The following is a 17734-nucleotide window of genomic DNA, read 5'->3' on the forward strand; positions in this document are numbered from 1 at the left end:
AGATCGAACCGCGCGGCACCATCGAGACCGAAGCAGCACGCCGCCTCGCCGACGACCTCAACAACCAGTAGTCACCAGCTAACCCAACACTTTCTTAGGCCCTGTCCGGGGCAAGTCTCCGGTCGGCCGGGTCGGTGGCCTCGGCGCGCAGCAGGCGCAGCAGCAGTCGGCCGGCCCGCTGGTAGGGGACGTCCTCCTCGTGCAGCACGGCCTGCGAGTTGGCCGTCTCCAGCACCGCGATCAGGGCGAAGGCGAGGTCGCCGAGGTCGGTGTCCGGGCGCAGGGCGCCGGCCGTACGGGCCTCGGCGAGGGCGTCGACGACGGTGGCGTGCCACTCCCGGGCGCAGCCGGCCAGGGCGTCCCGGACGGCTCCGGGGCGGGCGTCGAACTCGGCGGTGACCTCGTGGAAGAAGCAGCCGCCGGGGAAGACCCGGTCCCGGGAGTAGGCGAGCCAGTTCTCGCAGAGCGCGCGGGCCCGGGCGAGGCCGGGCGGGGTGTCGGCGGCCGGGGTCACCACGGCGTCGGCGAAGATCCGGCGGGCGGCGCGGACGGTGGCGAGCTGCAGCTCCTCCTTGGAGCCGAAGCCGGCGAAGACGCCGCTCTTGCTGAGGCCGAGGTCGGTGGCGAGGCGGCCGATGGACAGGGCGTCCAGGCCTTCGACGGAGGCGATGCCGACGGCGCGGCGCAGCACCGCCCGGCGGGTCTCCTCACCGCGCAGGAGCCGTCCGTCGGTGATCGGTCCGGCCATTGTGGGTCCTCGTTCCTGTTCGGCTCCTGCTTGCGCCTGTTCGGCTCCTGCTCGCGGTGGGTGCCGTCCAGGGTAGTGCGCGGGCCGTGGGCGGCTCCTAAAACTGCACGAACGATCGTGCTAATATCTCGCCGCGAGCTGGAGAGCAGGAGAGCAGGAGAGCTGGAGAGCAGGGAGACCCGATGGACCCGGCCCGGGCACTGATCCGCACCACCCTCAACCCCACCGCCCGGATCGCCCCCGGCCTGGCCGGGCGGGCGGCCTTCGAGCTGTTCCGGCACCCGCTGCGGCGCAGCCGGGTGCGGCCCGCCGAGCAGGAGGTGCACCGGCGGGCGGCCCGCGAACCGCTGACCGTGGGCGGCAGCCAGGTGGTCGGCTACCGCTGGGGCAGTGGCGAGCGGCCGGTCCTGCTGCTGCACGGCTGGCGTTCCCGGGCCTCCCGCTTCGCGCCCTTCGTGCCCCGGCTGCAGGCTCTCGGCCTCAGCGTCCTGGCCTTCGACGCGCCCGGTCACGGGGACTCCGGCGGTCGTGCCACCAGCGTGCTGGAGTACCGCGAGCTCGCCCTCCGGCTCCAGGAGCGGTACGGGCCGTTCGAGGCCGTGGTCGCCCACTCGTTGGGCGTCTGCGCGGCGTTCGGCGCGTTGGGCGACGGCTTGCGGGCGGGCCGGCTGGCGGCCGTCTCGGGGGTGTCCGAGGTGGGTTTCTTCCCGTCCGCGTTCTGTGCCGGACTGGGGCTGGACGGCACCGTCGAGCGGGCGTTGCGGCAGCGGATCGAACAGGACCTGTTCGGCGGGGACGCCGGGGTCTGGGAGCGCTACGACGCCGCCGCCCGGGCGGCGGCGATCGGGCTGCCCGTGCTGGTGCTGCACGACGAGGGCGACGAGGTGGTGCCGATCGGGCAGGCGCACCGGCTGGAGCGGGCGTACGGGGACCGGCTCGACCTGGTGGTCACCCGGGGGCTGGGCCACCGCAGGATCGTCCGGGAACCGGCCGTCGTTGATCAGGTGATCGGATTCATCTCCGCAGGACTGGGGGTCACTGCCGCATGAAACTCGTCGAACTGCACGCACAGGCCATGGACTTGGCCGTCGACGTGGTGGACCGGGTACGGGCGGAGCAACTGGACCGGCCCTCTCCGTGCGCCGACTGGACACTGGGCCGGCTGCTGGAGCACTGCGTCGGCCAGCACCAGGGCTTCGCCGCGGCCGCCCGCGGCGCCGGCCCGGACCTCGCGCTGTTCGCGGACGCCGAGCTCGGCGCGGACCCGGCGGCGGACTTCCGCCGCACCGGCGCCGACCTGGTCGCGGCCTTCCGGGCGGGAGCCGCCGACGAGCGGGCGCTCTGGCTGCCCGAGATCCGCGACGGCGGGCCCTTCCCGTTCCACCTGGCGGTGGGATTCCACCTGGTGGACACCCTGGTGCACGCCTGGGACGTGGCCGCCGCGCTGGGCGGCGCGCTGGGTGGCGCGGACGCGCTGGTGGCGGCGGTCGACCGCGACGACGCCCTGGCCGACGCGCTGTTGACGGTGACCGAGGCCGTCCCGGACACCCCGGAGGCCCGCGCACCCGGTCGGGCCTTCCGTCCGGGGCTCCAACCCGCCGACGGCGCGGGCCGGTTCGCCCGCGCCCTGGCGCTGCTCGGCCGCGACCCGGCCTGGCAGGCCTGACCTACCTACCGGTCGCGCTTCTCGTCCGGGAAGCGCGGCCCACCGATGAAGTACAGCAGCGCGGCGGTCGGAAAGCCGAGCGCGGCCGCGAGCAACACGATGAACTGCCAGAACATCTTCCGCTCCTCGTCAGTCCCGGGGCGTCCGGACACCCGAAGGTGATCCCAAACCCGACCGGCCCTGATTGGCCGAATCGACCGGCCGTTATCCGACGGTATGGCCGAATCGCCCCCGCTGCCACCGGGCGCCGGGCCCGGCCCGCGCCGCACCGGCGCACGGGGTCTGGGCGCGGGCCGGTGGCGGCGGCCACACTGTCGGGATGCAGCTACAGCTCGCAGGGGAAGCACGGCGGCCCGACCGGGAGAGCGAGGACTTCGCGGCGGCCTCGCCGGAGGCACTGGTCCTGCTGGACGGCGCCAGCTCGCCGGCCGGCCTGGAGTCCGGGTGCCGGCACGGGACCGCCTGGTACGTCCGCCGACTGGGTGTGCACCTGCTCGCCCGGCTCACCGACCGGGCGGACCGATCGATCGCCGAGTGCCTGGGCGACGCCATCGTGGAGACGGCCGCGCTGCACGGCGGCCGCTGCGACCTCGGCCACGCCAACACGCCCGCGGCGATGGTGGTCGCGGCCCGCCGGCACGGCGAGTCGCTGGAGTACCTGGTGCTCGGCGACTCGCTGCTGGTGCTGGAGTTCAAGGACGGCCCGCCCAAGGTGATCGGCGACAACCAGCGCTTCCCCGGCGGCGAGGAACTGCGCCGCCAGGTCTGGGGGACCGTCCCGGGCACGGCCGAACGCGCCGCGCTGCACCTGGAGTACGCGCTGGCCGTGCGCGCCGCCCGCAACCGCGGCACCGGGCCGTGGATCGCCGCCGCCAGCCCGCGGGCCGCCGAGCACGCCGAGACCGGCTTCGTCCGGCTCGACCGGCTGCACGCCCTGGCCGCCCTCACCGACGGCGCCTCGCGCTACACCGAGCGCTTCGGCCTGGGCAGTTGGGGCGACGTACTGCGCCTGCTGGCCGAGTCCGGCCCGGCCGAACTGATCGCCCAGGTACGCCGCGTCGAACGCACCGACGCACACTGCGAACGCTGGCCACGCGGCAAGGCCCACGACGACGCCTCCGCCCTCTACGCGCTGATCTAGGGCCCGGACCTCCGGCCGGCGAAGGCGCCGGCCCGGGCCCGCGCGCAGGGCATGACGAAAGTCATGGCCACCGGCGTGCGGAACGCCCCCGGAACCCGTGAGCTCCGCTCTACTGCCGCGGCCGCCGGATTCCTAGGGTCGAACCATGAACACCGAACCCACGATCCGGGTCGCCGATCTGCGGGTCGACTACGGGGCGAAGACCGCCGTGGCCGGCATCAGCTTCGACGTGCACCCAGGAGAGGTGGTCGCCCTGCTCGGCACCAACGGTGCGGGCAAGACGACCACGATGGACGTGCTGGAGGGCTACCTGCGGCCCACCGCGGGCAGCGTCACGGTCCTCGGCCACGACCCGTACACCGAGCGCGCCCGGATCGCCCCGCAGATCGGGATCATGCTCCAGGAGGCGGGCTTCTTCGGTGAGCTCACCGTCGCCGAAACGGTCCGCGCCTGGCGCCGCTTCACCCCGCAGGCGGCCTCCGTCCAGGACGCGCTGCGTCTGGTCGACCTGGAGGACCGGGCCCGGACCAGGGTCGGTCGGCTCTCGGGCGGCGAACGGCGTCGACTCGACCTGACCCTCGCCGTCCTCGGCGAGCCCCGGCTGCTGTTCCTCGACGAACCGACCACCGGCCTCGACCCCGAATCCCGGCGGGAGACCTGGCGGTTCCTCAAGCGGATGGTCGACGAGGGCATGACCATGCTGCTGACGACGCACTACATGGAAGAGGCCGAGTTCCTCGCCGACCGGGTCGCCATCATGGACCACGGGCGCATCGTGCGGCACGGCACCGTCGACGGCGTCCTCGCCCAGGAGGCGAGTGCCCGGGTCTCGGTGACCGCCGACGCCACCGTCAACGCCCGTACCCTGCCGCCGTTCCCCGGCACCGAGGTCAGCGAGGCCGACGGCCGGGTCACCCTCGTCACCGCCGACCCGCAGCCCGTTCTCCGGCTGCTGCTGGACTGGGCCGACGACAACGGCGTCCGCCTGCGCGGCCTCGAAGTACGCACCGCATCCCTGGAGGACGTCTTCCTCGACGTCGCCGCGACCGGAAAGGGACGCGCATGACCTGGCTGCGCCTCACCTCCTCCCAGTTCCTGCTCTCCCAGCGCGTGTACTGGCGCGATCTCGGTTTCGCGCTGACCGGAGCGCTGTTGCCGCTCGGGCTGAGCCTCGCCTACTCCATCAGCCGGCACGGCAAGGGGCGGATCGACGGGTACGACACCGGCGTCTACCTGCTGCCGGGGTTCGTCGGGTTCGTGCTGCTGTGGATCGTCTACAACGTCATCAACTCCGCCGCCTCCCGCCGTGACCGGCTCGTCTACAAGCGGCTGCGCGGCACCGCCCTGCCGGACACCGCGATCCTCACCGGGGAGGCGGCCAGCGGAAGCGTCACCAGCCTCCTGCAGGTGGTGCTCCTGCTCGTGGTGGGCACCCTCGCCATCGACGCCCCGGTCCCGCACAACCCCCTGCTGTTGCTCCTCGGGATCGTGCTCGGGGCGGTGGCCTTCTCGCTGCTGGCCATCGGGCTGTCCGGGCTGCTGCCCTCCGGCGAGGTGTCCACCTGGATCGTGACCCCGGTGATCCTCGCGATGATGATGACGTCCGGCATCGCGATGCCGATCAGCGAACTCCCCGGATGGGCCCAGCACCTGGCGCCTTACCTGCCGTCCAGTCCGGTCGTGGAGATCGTCCGCACCGCCTGGCTCGGCCGCGACTTCGCGAGCGACCCGACAGCGGCCGGCCTCCCGGGAACCGTCGACCTCGTGGGTTCCTTCCGCGCCTGCGCCCAGCCGATCGGCATCCTGTGCGCCTGGGCCGGTCTGTCCTTCTCGATGGGCAAGCGGTTCTTCCGCTGGGACCCGCGCCGATCCGGCTGAACGGCCGGGGCCCCGAAAGGTGTCGATAGGGTCGAAGGACAGCAAAGCGAACTGCGAAGGGGGATCAGCAGGTGGGAGCTCGTACTCCGGCCGCGGTGGCCCGCATCGTGGCGTGGCTCATCCTGCTGACCGCGGCAGTCTTCCTCGCCGGGGGGCTGGTGCTGTGGCTGCGCCACCGCCCGTCCCTCGGTCTGGTCTGTCTTGCCGCCGTCGGGATGTCGGCCTTCGCCCTCACCTTCTCCCGGACCGTCTACGACGTCGTCGCCCGCAGCGGCGCCCGGGACCGACACCTGCTGGACGTGGCGATCTGCACCAGCGTCGCCTTCGCCCTGCTGCTCCTGCTGGGTGGTGCCTGGGGTGCCCTGCCCTCCTTGGCCGCCTGCGCCGCCGTCGTCTCGCTGAGCGCCCGGCGTTCGGTCTGGGCCGCCACCGGGATCCTCCTCGGCACGGTGCTCTCCTGTCTGCTCCTCGGAATGTCCGCGGACCTGCTGGTCGACGTCGTCGTCCGCAGTGCGGTCACCGTGGTGGTCGTCGGGGCGCTCGGTCTGTTGCCGTCCTTCGCCCGCGAGATCCACGACCACCGGGCCGAACTGGCCCGGCTGGCGGTCCTGGAGGAGCGGCTGCGCTTCGCCCGCGACCTGCACGACGTGCTCGGCCACGGGCTCTCGGTCGTCGGCATGAAGCTGGAGGTGGCGTTGCTGCTGCTGCGCAACGATCCCGAGCGCGCCCGTACCGAGATCGAGCAGGCCCTCGGCGTCTCCCGCGAGTCCGTGTCCGACCTGCGCTCGCTGGTCCGCGGCTACCGCCAGCCGTCCCTGGAGTCCGAACTGGAGGGCGTCCGCTCGGTCCTGCGGGCGGCCGGCATCTCCTGCCGCACCGACCAGGTGCCCCCGGGCGTTCCGCAGCCCGTGCAGGACGTCGCCGGCTGGGTCGTCCGGGAGGGCGTCACCAACGTGCTGCGGCACAGCGCGGCCGACGAGTGCCGCATCAAACTCCGGGTCGACGACGGCCGCCTGCTCGTCGAGGTCGCCAACGACCGGGCCCGTCCGACCGGGACCTCCGACGGCAACGGTCTGCGCGGCCTGCGCGAGCGCCTCGCCGACATCGGCGGCGAGCTGGCCGCCGGACCGGACGGTAGCGGGGGCTTCCGGCTGCTGGCCCATGCCCCGCTGCAGCACACCGCGGACGGTCCGGCGGTCCGCGACCGGGCCGCGCACGACCGCACCGCGTAGAGGAGACCCACATGACGATCCGCATCGCCGTCGCCGACAACGAGGCCTTCATCCGCGACTCGCTGTCCGTGCTGCTCTCCGCCCACGAGGACCTGGAGGTGGTGGCCACGGCGGCGGACGGCACCGGGGCCGTCGCGGCCGTCCTCGCGGGCGGCGTGGACGTGGCGGTCCTCGACCTCGACATGCCGGTGATGGACGGACTCGCCGCGGCCGAGGCGATCCGGGACAGTCCGGTCGCCTGCGGGATCGTCGTCCTGACCAGCCACGGCCGCCCCGGCCACCTCCAGCGTGCGCTGACCCTCGGGGTCCGGGGCTTCGTCACGAAGGACACCCCGGCCGCCCGGCTGGCCGAGGTGGTCCGCACCGTGCACGGCGGCGGCCGGTACGTCGATCCGGAGATCGCCACCGACGCCCTCACCCTCGGCGACAACCCGCTGTCCGCCCGCGAGCGCGAAGTCCTCGGCCTGGCCGGCGACGGCCTGTCCACCGCCCGCATCGCGGCCCGCATGCACCTCGCCGAGGGCACCGTCCGCAATTACATGTCCTCGGTGCTCACCAAGCTCGGGGTCGACAACAAGCTCGCCGCCTACCAGCGGGCGATGGAGACGGGCTGGCTCTGACCGGGCCCGACGGAACCGGATCGGTCGTGACGTCGCGGTCGTGACGTAGCCGGAGCATGAGGGGCCGTCACGGGTGGTGCCGGGACGGACGCGAGGGCCCGGACCTTTCGGTTCGGGCCCTCGGGGGGAGGGGGTCAGTGGGCGTCGGTGGGGATGGTGCCGAGGCGGCCGGCCTGGAAGTCCTCCATGGCCTGCTGGAGTTCGCGGTGGCTGTTCATGACGAACGGGCCGTAGTGGGCGACGGGTTCGCGGATCGGGAGGCCGCCGAGGAGGACGACCTCGAAGTTGTTGTCGCGGGAGTCCTGCTTCTCGTCGGCGCGCAGGGTGATGGAGTCACCATCGCCGAAGACGACGGCCTGGCCCCGGTGGAAGGGGCGCCGCTCCTGTCCGGCGGAGTCGGTGCCGGCCGAGCCGTTGCCGGCGAGGCCGTAGGCGAGGGCGTTGAAGTCGGCGCGCCAGGGCAGGGTGATCTGGGCGCCGGGGTTGATCGAGGCGTGGATCATGGTGATCGGGGTGAAGGTGGTGCCGGGGCCCTGGTGGCCGTCCAGCTCGCCGGCGATGACGCGCAGGAGCGCGCCGCCGTCCTCGGTGCTGAGCAGCTTGACGCTGCCGCCGCGGATGTCCTGGTACTTGGGGGTGATCATCTTGTCCGAGGCGGGCAGGTTGACCCAGAGCTGGAGGCCGTGGAAGAGGCCGCCGGACCGCACCAGGGACTCCGGCGGGGTCTCGATGTGCAGGAGGCCCGAGCCGGCGGTCATCCACTGGGTGTCGCCGTCGGTGATGGTGCCGCCGCCGCCGTGCGAGTCCCGGTGGATGAACGTTCCGTCAATGATGTAGGTGACGGTTTCGAAGCCGCGGTGCGGGTGCCAGGGGGTGCCCTTGGGCTCGCCGGCGGCGTAGTCCACCTCGCCCATCTGGTCCATCATGATGAACGGGTCGAGATACTTCTGGTTGATCTTGGCGAAGGCGCGGCGGACGGGGAAGCCCTCGCCCTCGTAGCCCTCGGGGGCGGTGGCGACGGTCAGTACCGGCCGGGCGTTCGCGACGGCCGGGTCCGGCGTGGTCACGCGCGGGAGGGTCAGCGGGTTGTCGACGGTCACGGCGGGCATGTCGGCCTCCTTCGAGGGGGTTGCTCTGGCCTACGTCCACGAGATTAGTTCAACTATCAACAACAAGCAAGTTGAAAGTTGAACTATGTAGTGACGGAGAAGCGCGGGGCTCCCCCCTCAGGGTCCGCTATCCGTACATCCGGCGCATGGTGAAGTCGACCATCTGCTCGACGGCCTTGGCGTCGAACACCATCCGGTGCTCGCCCTCCATGTCCAGCGCGAAGCCGTAGCCGGTCGGCAGCAGGTCCAGGACCTCGGCGCCGGTGACGGTGAAGTGCTTGGAGTCCTTGCCGGCGTAGCGGCGCAGCTCCTTCAGCGAGCTGAACATCGGGATCACCGGCGTCGGGGTGTTGTGCAGGGCCAGGAAGCCGGGCCGGTCGCCGCGCGGGCAGTGCACCTTCGAGGTGATGAAGATGGCCTGGAAGTCCTCGACCGCCATCGAGCCGGTGGTGAAGGCACGGACCGCGTCCGCCAGGGACGGCGGGGAGGGCTCCGGGTACAGCGACTGCTGGGGCGCCTGGCCCTGCGCGCCGTAGGCGTCCGGTCCGGGCATGCCGTTCATGCCCGGCTGCGGACCCGCCTGCTGCTGGTAGGGGTCACCCGGGTATGCGTTCTGGTCATATCCGTACACACGGACAGGCTAGCGGGAGCGCACCCGCCCGCGCTGGCGTCGATCCTGACAAGGAGTGGTCGTCCCAGCTTGTGGGACGTGACCACGTTCATAGCGGATTAACCGTCGGGGGCTTGCCCAAGTTACCGCTGGGTAGCATCATGATGCCTACTGGTGGGTACGGGGCGCCCGAAACGCGGCGGTCTCCCGGAAGCGACGAACCGGAGAAAACGGCCATGGGTCACTACAAGTCCAACCTGCGGGACGTGGAGTTCAACCTCTTCGAGGTGTTCGGTCGCGACCAGGTGTACGGTACCGGCCCGTACGCGGACATGGACGTGGAAACCGCGAAGAACATCCTCAGCGAGATCGCCCGGCTCGCCGAGAACGACCTCGCCGCGTCCTTCACCGACACCGACCGCAACCCGCCGGTCTTCGACCCGGAGACCAACACCGCGCCGATCCCGGCCGCGTTCAAGAAGAGCTACCAGACCTTCATGGACGCCGAGTGGTGGCGCCTGGGCATCCCGGAGTCGATCGGCGGCCAGGTCACCCCGAACTCGCTGATCTGGGCCTTCGCCGAGCAGATCCTGGGCTCCAACCCGGCCATCTGGATGTACTCCTCCGGCCCGGCCTTCGCCGGCGTCATCGCGGACGAGGGCACCGAGGAGCAGCTGGAGGTCGCCAAGCGGATGACCGACCGCCTGTGGGGCTCCACCATGGTCCTCACCGAGCCCGACGCGGGCTCCGACGTGGGCGCCGGCCGCACCAAGGCGATCAAGCAGGAGGACGGCTCCTGGCACATCGAGGGCGTCAAGCGCTTCATCACCTCGGGCGAGCACGACATGTCCGAGAACATCATCCACATGGTGCTGGCCCGCCCCGAGGGCGGTAAGCCGGGCACCAAGGGCCTCGGTCTGTTCATCGTCCCCAAGTACGACTTCGACTGGGAGACCGGCGAGCTCGGCGAGCGCAACGGCGCCTACGCCACCAACGTCGAGCACAAGATGGGCCTCAAGGCCTCGAACACCTGCGAGATGACCTTCGGTGCCAAGCACCCGGCCAAGGGCTGGCTGCTCGGCGAGAAGGTCGACGGCATCCGCCAGATGTTCAAGATCATCGAGTTCGCCCGGATGATGGTCGGCACGAAGGCCATCGCCACCCTCTCCACCGGCTACCTGAACGCCCTGGAGTACGCCAAGGAGCGCGTGCAGGGCGCCGACATCTCGCAGTTCCTGGACAAGACCGCCCCGCGCGTCACCATCACCCACCACCCCGACGTGCGCCGCTCGCTGCTGACCCAGAAGGCCTACGCCGAGGGCATGCGCGCGCTGGTCCTGTTCACCGCGTCGGTCCAGGACGACATGACCGCCGCCAAGCTGCGCGGCGAGACCGACGAGGCCGCCGAGCGCCTCAACGACCTGCTCCTGCCGATCGTCAAGGGCTACGGCTCGGAGAAGTCCTACGAGCAGCTCGCCCAGTCCCTGCAGACCTTCGGTGGCTCCGGCTACCTGCAGGAGTACCCGATCGAGCAGTACATCCGCGACGCCAAGATCGACACCCTCTACGAGGGCACCACGGCGATCCAGGGCCAGGACTTCTTCTTCCGCAAGATCGTCAAGGACGGCGGCCAGGCGCTGGCCGCGCTGTCCGAGCAGATCCAGAAGTTCCTCGCCTCCGCCGAGGGCGGCGACGCCCTGGCCGCCGAGCGCGAGCTGCTCGCCAAGGCCGCCGGCGACCTGGAGGCCATCGTCGGCAAGCTCATCGCCGACCTGACCTCGGTCGAGCAGGACGTCAAGAACATGTACAAGGTGGGCCTCAACACCACCCGCCTGCTGATGGTCTCCGGCGACGTCGTCGTCGGCTGGCTGCTGCTGCGTCAGGCCGCGGTGGCGCTGGCCAAGCTGGAGGCCGGCGCCTCCGAGAAGGACGTGCCGTTCTACCAGGGCAAGGTCGCGGCCGCCCGCTTCTTCGCCAAGAACGTCCTCCCGACCATCGCCCCGCAGCGGGCGATCGCCGAGGGCATCGACAACGAGATCATGGAGCTGGCGGAGGAGGCCTTCTAAGGTCCCGCACCTCTTCTGACCGCCTGACGACACCCTCGCACCGAAGGGCCCGGCTGCCACCGGGCCCTTCGGTGTTTCCGGGCGACGGTTTCCGGGCGGAGGTTCCCGGGTTTTCCGGGTGAAGTCCCGTTCGCCGTCGAGGGGTTCGGAGGCATTCCGTTGACGGTGTGCGACCGCCGGGGATCAGGGGGTGAGGGGGCCGGTGAGGTGCGGGTTCGCGGACGTGTCCGGGTTCCGCATCCGTTGTGAGGCAACGAATGCCATGTCCGTGTACGGGCATATGCTCAGGGTGCGAAGCCGATCCCCCATCCGGCTTTCGGCCCTCCCTCGACCCTGGAGCAGTATGTCGACCGCCGCCCGCCGGGCATTCTTCGACCGGACGCACACCGACGATCTGATCGCGTTCCTCGGCACTTCGCCGTCCCCGTACCACGCGGTCGCGAGCGCCGCCGAGCGCCTGGAGAAGGCGGGCTTCCGTCAGGTCGCCGAGACGGACGCCTGGGACGGGGCGGCTGGTGGGCGCTTCCTGATCCGCGGCGGCGCGCTGATCGCCTGGTACCTGCCGGAGGGGGCCGGCCCGGAGACGCCGTTCCGGATCGTCGGCACCCACACCGACTCGCCCAACCTGCGGGTGAAGCCGGTGCCGGACACCGGCTCGGCCGGGTGGCGCCAGGTCGCGGTGGAGATCTACGGCGGGGTGCCGCTGAACACCTGGCTGGACCGGGACCTCGGCCTGTCCGGCAGACTCGCGCTGACGGACGGCACCTCGCGGCTCGTCCAGCTGGACGAGCCGCTGCTGCGCGTGCCCCAGCTCGCCATCCACCTGGACCGCCAGGTCAACGACGGCATGAAGCTCGACCGGCAGCGCCACCTCACCCCGATCTGGGGCCTCGGCCCGGTCGACGAGGGCTCGCTGATCGCCTACGTCGCCGAGCGGGCCGGGCTGGCCGCCGAGGACGTGGCCGGCTGGGACCTGATGACCCACGACGTCCAGCCCGCCTCCTACCTGGGCCGCGACCGCGAGCTGCTGGCCGGCCCGCGACTGGACAACCTGCTCTCGGTGCACGCCGCGACGGCCGCGCTGGCCGCCGCCGTCACGGGCGGCGCCGAGCTGCCGTACATCCCGGTGCTGGCCGCCTTCGACCACGAGGAGACCGGCAGCGAGTCCGACACCGGCGCGCAGAGCCCGCTGCTCGGCAACGTGCTGGACCGGACGATCCACGCCCGCGGCGGCTCCACCGAGGACCGGGCCCGGGCGCTGGCCGGCACCGTCTGCCTCTCCTCGGACATGGGCCACGCCGTGCACCCGAACTACTCGGAGCGGCACGAGCCGGGCCACCACCCGCTGCCGAACAACGGGCCGATCCTCAAGGTGAACGTCAACAACCGCTACGCGACCGACGGTGTCGGCCGGGCGGTGTTCGCGGCCGCCTGCGAGAAGGCCGGCGTGCCGTGGCAGAGCTTCGTGTCCAACAACGCGATGCCCTGCGGTACGACGATCGGTCCGATCACGGCGGCGCGCCTCGGCATCAAGACGGTGGACTGCGGCATCGCGGCGCTGTCCATGCACTCGGCGCGCGAGCTGTGCGGGGCGGAGGACCCGTACCTGCTGGCGAGCGCGATCAAGGCCTTCCTGGAGGGCTGAGGACGGTGAACGCGCAGGGGCCCGCCGCGATCACCGCGGCGGGCCCCTGCGCGTCGGAGGGCTACTCCATGCCGGCCAGGACCAGCGGGAGGCGGCGGACGCCGTCGGCGACCAGCTTCACCGGCACGCCCCAGTCCTGCTGGTGCACGTGGCAGGCCGGGTACTCGATCTCCGGGTCGTCGTCGCAGGAGGCGGCCATCGCGGAGACGTGCAGCACACCCTCGGCGACCGCGTCGGAGAGCACCAGCTCGCGGGAGAGGTCGCTGTCCGCGCCCGCGCCGGAGAGCAGCAGCTCGGGCGGGGTCGCGCTGACCAGCAGCCGGGTGGACGGGCCGTAGCGCTCGTCCAGCTTCTGGCCGCTGGGCGCCTCGAAGACCACGTCCAGCCGCAGGGCGCCCGGCGCGACCTCGGTGGCGGCGCGCCGGGTGCGGTGCGCGACCGACTCGACCCGGACCGCCTCCTCCGGCAGCCGCAGCCTGGTCAGCCGGTGCCGGGCCGACTCGACCACCACGATGTCGTCGTCCACCAGCACCGCCCCGGAGGGCTCGCGCAGGTCGGTGGCCAGGGTGGTGACCTCGCCGCTCGCCGGGTCGAAGCGGCGCAGCGCGTGGTTGTAGGTGTCGCTGACGGCCACCGAGCCGTCCGGCAGCACGGTGACGCCCAGCGGGTGCTGGAGCAGGGCCTGTTCGGCGGCGCCGTCGCGGTGGCCGAAGTCGAACAGGCCGGTGCCGACGGCGGTCCGGACCGTGGTCGTGCCGTCGGTTTCACGTGAAACGAAGCGCAGCGCGGAGGTCTCGGAGTCGGCGACCCAGAGCGTCCCGCCGTCCGCGGAGACGGCCAGGCCGGACGGCTGGGCGAACCAGGCCTCGGCGGCCGGGCCGTCCACCAGGCCCTCGTTGGTGGTGCCGGCCGCGACGCCGACCGTGCCGGTCGCCGGGTCGTACGCCCACAGCTGGTGCACGCCGGCCATCGCGATCCACACCCGGCCGTCGAACCAGGCGACGTCCCAGGGCGAGGAGAGGTCCACCTCGCGGGCCGGGCCCTCGGTGGCCGAGCCCTGCCACCACTGGCGGCCGGTGCCGGCCAGGGTGGTGACGCTGCCGTCGGCCAGCCGCACGCCGCGCAGCGCGTGGTTCACGGTGTCGGCGACGATCACGTCGTGGTCGCCGCCCGCCGGGAGCAGGGCCAGGCCCTGGGGCTCGCTGAACCGGGGACTGGTGCCGTCCACCAGGCCGCGCTGCCCGTCGCCGATCCGGCGGACCACCGTCTCGCCGTCCTCGGCCAGCTCGACCAGGCTGTGGTGGCCGGAGTCGGCGACCAGGAAGTGGCCGTTCGGCAGCCGCAGCGCCTTGCCGGGGAACTTGAGGTCGTCGGTGCTCGGCTCGGGCGCCACGTACGGGCCGTCGCCGCGCCGCAGGGTGCCCTTGGCCGCGTGCTCCGCCTCCAGCTCGGCCACCAGGCGGGCGATCGCGTGGGCGTGGCCCTCACCGGCGTGCTGGGCCACCACGTAGCCCTCGGGGTCGATCACCACCAGGGTCGGCCAGGCGCGGACGGCGTACTGCTTCCAGGTCGCCAGCTCCGGGTCGTCCAGCACCGGGTGGTGCACCTCGTAGCGGGCGACCGCGTCGACGACGGCCTGGTGGTCGGCCTCGTGCACGAACTTCGGCGAGTGCACCCCGACGATCACCACGGTGTCGCGGTGCCGCTCCTCCAGCTCGCGGAGCTCGTCCAGGACGTGCAGACAGTTGATGCAGCAGAAGGTCCAGAAGTCCAGGACGGTGATCTTGCCCCGGAAGTCGGCGAGGGTGAGCTCCTTGCCGCCGGTGTTCAGCCAACCGCCTGCCCCGACCAGCTCGGGGGCGCGTACACGTGCACGAGATGCCATGCCCTCATCCAACCGCATCGGTGGGGGACGGCATTCCGGGGCGGGCGGGGAACGGGATCAGGGCCGCGGGAGCTCGGCCTGCCAGCGGACCTCGCCGTCCTGGCGGTGCGGGGTGGGGCGGAGGCCGAGGGCGCGGGCGATCCGGGCGGAGGCGTGGTGCTCGGGGTGGATGTGGGCGACGGCGGTGGTGGTGCCGGTGGCGGCGAGGTGGTCGAGGAGGGCGCGGGCCGCCTCGGTGGCCAGGCCGCGGCCCTGCCACGGGGTGCCGACCACCCAGGCGAGTTCGGCCTCCGACGGGCCGACGGTGGCCTGGACGTAGCCGACCAGGGCGCCGTCGGCGCGCAGCCGGAGCACCCAGTTGCCCCAGACCACGGCCGGGTCGGGGGAGCCGGCGGCGAGCCGGGCGCAGCGGGCGCGCTGCTCCTCGGGGGTGGCCGGGCGGCCGCCGGTGAAGGTGTGCAGGGCCGGGTCGGCGAGGGCGGCGGCGAGTTCCCCGGCGTGTTCGGGGCCGAGCGGGAGGAGATCGAGGCGCTCGCTGCGAAGCGGGACGAGGGGGTCGGTGCGCATGGCGGTATTGAAGCGCTTCGGCCGGCGGCCCGGCGCGGCGGTGCCCGGCGGCGGGCGGGGGCTCGGGTCGAATGGGTGGTTCGAGTCCGACGACGGAGGAGGCTGTGGTGCGGTACCTGGTCAGGGAGAAGCTGTTCGCGGTCGGCGACGACTACTGGATCGAGGACGACCGGGGGCACAAGGCCTACCTGGTGGACGGCAAGGTGCTGCGGCTGCGGCACACCTTCGAGCTGAAGGACGCGCACGGGCACCTGGTGGCGGTGGTGCGGGAGAAGATGCTCACCGTCCGTGACGCGATGAAGATCGAGGACGCCGACGGCGAGGTGGTGGCCACCGTCCGGGAGAAGCTGTTCACCCCGTTCCGGGACAAGTACCTGGTGGAGCTGGCCGGCGGCGGCGAACTGAGGATCCACGGGGACCTGATCGACAAGGACTACCGGATCGAGAACCACCAGGGGCACCAGCTCGCCCGGATCTCCCGCAAGTGGTTCCGGGTCCGCGACACCTACGGGGTCGAGATCTCGGACGGCGCCGACACCGGGCTGCTGCTCGCCGTCGCGGCCTGCGTCGACCACCTGGTGCAGGAGGAGCACTGAGTCAACCGTTGAGGACGTGGTCCCGGCCCCAGGCGCCCAGCGGGGCCAGGGCCGCGTTCAACCGCCGCCCCGCGTCGGTGAGGGCGTACTCGACCCGGGGCGGCACCTCGTCGTAGGCCTCCCGGTGCACGATGCCGTCCGCCTCCAGCTCGCGCAGGTGGGCGGCCAGCACCTTCTCGGTGATCCCCGGCACCAGGCGGCGCAGCTCGCCGAAGCGGCAGTGCGGGCGCTCGCCGAGGGCCCACAGGACGAGCACCTTCCACTTGCCGCCGATCACGTCCATCGCGGCGTCGATCCCGCAGACGTGTGCCCCCGGCCTCGGCACGGTCGCCATGCCCACCCCTTCCGACCTCGTCACTCACCCCAGGGTAACCGCCCACTCCGAAGTGCGTACTTGATCACGGTCGGGGGCGGGGCGAGGCTGATCGGCATGGGAGAGAAGACAGTTGAGAGTGTGCGCAAGGCCCCGGTGGTGCTGCTCGGGGCCGGGGCGATGGGGGCCGCGCTGGGCCGGGCCTGGCTGGTGGCCGGGCATCCGCTGACGGTCTGGAACCGGACGGCGGCGCGGGCCGCGGAGCTCGCCGGGGAGGGCGCCGCGGTGGCCTCCTCGGTGGCCGAGGCGGTCGCGGGCGGGCGGTTGGTGGTGGTCTGCCTGCTGGACGACGAGTCGGTCGAACAGGCCCTGGCAGGCGTGGAGTTGGCCGGGAAGGACGTGGTCAACCTGGTCACCGGCACCCCCGGCCAGGCCCGCGCCCGGGCCGCCTGGGCCGAGCGCCGGGGCGCCCGCTACCTGGACGGCGGGATCATGGCGGTGCCGCCGATGATCGGGGTCCCGGCGGCCGGGGCGTACGTGTTCTACAGCGGCTCCGGGGAGTTGTTCGAGGAGCACCGGGAGGTGCTGGCGGTGCCGGCCGGGGTCCGGTACGTGGGGGCGGACGCCGGGGCGGCGGCGCTGCACGACGTGGCGCTGCTCAGCGCGATGTACGGGATGCTCGGCGGGATCGCCCACGCCTTCGCGCTGGTGCGGGGCGAGGCGATCGCGCCCGCCGAACTGGCGCCGCTGCTGACGGGCTGGCTCACCGCGATGGCCGGATCGGTCGAACGGACCGCCGGGCAGCTGGAGAGCGGGGACTACACCACGGGGGTGGTCTCCAACCTGGCGATGCAGGTGGCGGGGCAGGAGACGCTGCTGCGGACCGCGGAGGAGCAGCGGGTGAGCGTCGAACTGCTGTCCCCGTACTTCCGGTTGATGAAGCACCGGCTGGCGCTCGGCAGCGGCGCCGAGGACCTGACCGGCGTGGTCGACCTGCTGCGCCGGTGAGGGCCGGCCGGTAACGTACCGGCATGGCTGACCTTGAAGAACGCGCCAACGTCGTCGCGTCCGGCTCACGGGGGACCGGGGCGGGGGTGGGCGTCCGCCGGCGCCGCGCCGCCGACCTCGCCGACTGCGTACGGGCCCTGGGCGACGTCCACAGCACCGACGGCTACCCCGCCGAATGGCCGGACCGGCCCGCCGCCTGGCTCACCCCGGACGGCCTGCTGGCCGCCTGGGTGGCCGAGGTGGACGGCCGGGTCGCCGGCCACGTCGGGCTGCTCCGCAGCGGGCCGGGCGAACTGGCGCCCGGACTGTGGAGCCGGCGGACCGGGGGGAGACCGGAACTCACCGCCGTGATCGGCCGGTTGTACGTCGCCCCGGCGGCGCGCGGCCGGGAGGCCGGCGCCCGGCTGCTGGCGGGCGCCGTGGCGCACGCGCGGGCGCTCGGGCTGCAGCCGGTGCTCGACGTGCTCGCGACGGACACCGCCGCCCTGGCCCTCTACCGCCGGCTCGGCTGGACCGCGCTCGGCAGCGGCGAACAGCGGTGGGCCTCCGGCCGTACGGTCGTCGTCCACTGCTTCGCGGCACCGAGGGACTGACCCGGACACCGGGGTGGCCGCCCCGGGGCGGGTGGGCGGGGCGGCTCCGGCGCGGGA

Annotated in this window: 18 protein-coding genes; 12 read left to right on the forward strand and 6 right to left on the reverse strand. The window is 72.7% G+C overall.

The features are described from left to right. Positions 1-94: 94 nt before the first annotated feature. Positions 95-748 carry a TetR/AcrR family transcriptional regulator gene (locus ABTZ03_RS29230; protein WP_350516103.1) on the reverse strand — a complete coding sequence of 218 codons (654 nt, stop codon included), beginning with the start codon at positions 746-748 and terminating at the stop codon, positions 95-97. Positions 749-930: 182 nt separating this feature from the next. Between ABTZ03_RS29230 and ABTZ03_RS29235 the strand changes: the two genes are divergently transcribed. The 7 genes from ABTZ03_RS29235 to ABTZ03_RS29265 all read left to right on the forward strand — a co-directional run bounded on the left by ABTZ03_RS29235 (position 931) and on the right by ABTZ03_RS29265 (position 7285). Beyond that, entirely contained in the window at positions 931-1797 is an 867-nt protein-coding gene (locus ABTZ03_RS29235) for an alpha/beta hydrolase (protein ID WP_350516104.1), read from the forward strand. Continuing rightward, on the forward strand, positions 1794-2414 hold the full coding sequence (locus tag ABTZ03_RS29240; RefSeq protein WP_350516105.1) for a TIGR03086 family metal-binding protein: 621 nt from the start codon (positions 1794-1796) through the stop codon (positions 2412-2414). Before ABTZ03_RS29235 ends, ABTZ03_RS29240 begins: the two co-directional genes overlap by 4 nt. A 319-nt stretch (positions 2415-2733) precedes the next feature. After that, positions 2734-3555, forward strand: a complete 822-nt coding sequence (locus tag ABTZ03_RS29245) for an integrase (protein ID WP_350516106.1) — start codon at positions 2734-2736, stop codon at positions 3553-3555. 145 nt (positions 3556-3700) lie between these two features. Continuing rightward, positions 3701-4621 carry an ABC transporter ATP-binding protein gene (locus ABTZ03_RS29250; RefSeq protein WP_350516107.1) on the forward strand — a complete coding sequence of 307 codons (921 nt, stop codon included), beginning with the start codon at positions 3701-3703 and terminating at the stop codon, positions 4619-4621. Next, the gene (locus tag ABTZ03_RS29255; RefSeq protein WP_350516108.1) at positions 4618-5433 is read left to right on the forward strand and encodes an ABC transporter permease; all 816 of its coding nucleotides are present in this window, start codon (positions 4618-4620) and stop codon (positions 5431-5433) included. Before ABTZ03_RS29250 ends, ABTZ03_RS29255 begins: the two co-directional genes overlap by 4 nt. 71 nt (positions 5434-5504) lie before the next feature. Then, complete coding sequence (locus ABTZ03_RS29260) at positions 5505-6665, forward strand: sensor histidine kinase (protein WP_350516109.1); 1161 nt, start codon at positions 5505-5507, stop codon at positions 6663-6665. 11 nt (positions 6666-6676) lie between these two features. Next, positions 6677-7285 carry a response regulator transcription factor gene (locus tag ABTZ03_RS29265; protein ID WP_350516110.1) on the forward strand — a complete coding sequence of 203 codons (609 nt, stop codon included), beginning with the start codon at positions 6677-6679 and terminating at the stop codon, positions 7283-7285. 134 nt (positions 7286-7419) lie between these two features. On the opposite strand, the gene ABTZ03_RS29270 is transcribed toward ABTZ03_RS29265, so the two are convergent. Together ABTZ03_RS29270 and ABTZ03_RS29275 are read right to left on the reverse strand one after the other, a co-directional pair. Then, positions 7420-8394, reverse strand: coding sequence for a pirin family protein (locus ABTZ03_RS29270; RefSeq protein ID WP_350516111.1), 975 nt, complete (start codon positions 8392-8394; stop codon positions 7420-7422). Between the two features lie 127 nt (positions 8395-8521). Next, positions 8522-9025 (reverse strand): SseB family protein, encoded by a 504-nt coding sequence (locus ABTZ03_RS29275; protein WP_380413491.1) that lies wholly within the window; start codon positions 9023-9025, stop codon positions 8522-8524. 215 nt (positions 9026-9240) lie between these two features. Between ABTZ03_RS29275 and ABTZ03_RS29280 the strand changes: the two genes are divergently transcribed. Further along, positions 9241-11070 carry an acyl-CoA dehydrogenase gene (locus ABTZ03_RS29280; protein ID WP_350516112.1) on the forward strand — a complete coding sequence of 610 codons (1830 nt, stop codon included), beginning with the start codon at positions 9241-9243 and terminating at the stop codon, positions 11068-11070. A 343-nt stretch (positions 11071-11413) separates the two neighbouring features. Next, complete coding sequence (locus ABTZ03_RS29285; protein WP_350516113.1) at positions 11414-12715, forward strand: M18 family aminopeptidase; 1302 nt, start codon at positions 11414-11416, stop codon at positions 12713-12715. 61 nt (positions 12716-12776) lie between these two features. Here ABTZ03_RS29285 and ABTZ03_RS29290 read toward each other — a convergent pair whose 3' ends face one another. Then, positions 12777-14600: an NHL domain-containing thioredoxin family protein gene (locus ABTZ03_RS29290; protein ID WP_350516114.1), complete on the reverse strand. Its 1824-nt coding sequence runs from the start codon at positions 14598-14600 to the stop codon at positions 12777-12779. 57 nt (positions 14601-14657) lie between these two features. Continuing rightward, positions 14658-15167 carry a GNAT family N-acetyltransferase gene (locus tag ABTZ03_RS29295; protein WP_350516115.1) on the reverse strand — a complete coding sequence of 170 codons (510 nt, stop codon included), beginning with the start codon at positions 15165-15167 and terminating at the stop codon, positions 14658-14660. 107 nt (positions 15168-15274) lie between these two features. Here ABTZ03_RS29295 and ABTZ03_RS29300 point away from each other — a divergent pair, with 107 nt between their 5' ends. Next, on the forward strand, positions 15275-15763 hold the full coding sequence (locus tag ABTZ03_RS29300; RefSeq protein WP_350516116.1) for an LURP-one-related/scramblase family protein: 489 nt from the start codon (positions 15275-15277) through the stop codon (positions 15761-15763). Between the two features lies 1 nt (position 15764). On the opposite strand, the gene ABTZ03_RS29305 is transcribed toward ABTZ03_RS29300, so the two are convergent. Beyond that, the gene (locus tag ABTZ03_RS29305; protein WP_350516158.1) at positions 15765-16097 is read right to left on the reverse strand and encodes a winged helix-turn-helix transcriptional regulator; all 333 of its coding nucleotides are present in this window, start codon (positions 16095-16097) and stop codon (positions 15765-15767) included. Positions 16098-16193: 96 nt separating this feature from the next. On the opposite strand from ABTZ03_RS29305, the gene ABTZ03_RS29310 reads away from it, so the two are divergent. Both ABTZ03_RS29310 and ABTZ03_RS29315 read left to right on the forward strand, forming a co-directional pair. Further along, the gene (locus tag ABTZ03_RS29310; protein ID WP_350516117.1) at positions 16194-17084 is read left to right on the forward strand and encodes an imine reductase family protein; all 891 of its coding nucleotides are present in this window, start codon (positions 16194-16196) and stop codon (positions 17082-17084) included. 23 nt (positions 17085-17107) lie between these two features. Beyond that, positions 17108-17677 carry a GNAT family N-acetyltransferase gene (locus ABTZ03_RS29315; RefSeq protein WP_350516118.1) on the forward strand — a complete coding sequence of 190 codons (570 nt, stop codon included), beginning with the start codon at positions 17108-17110 and terminating at the stop codon, positions 17675-17677. Positions 17678-17734: the final 57 nt, after the last annotated feature.

The organism is Kitasatospora sp. NPDC096077, from assembly GCF_040303245.1.
In the GTDB taxonomy this organism is placed as follows: Bacteria; Actinomycetota; Actinomycetes; order Streptomycetales; family Streptomycetaceae; genus Kitasatospora.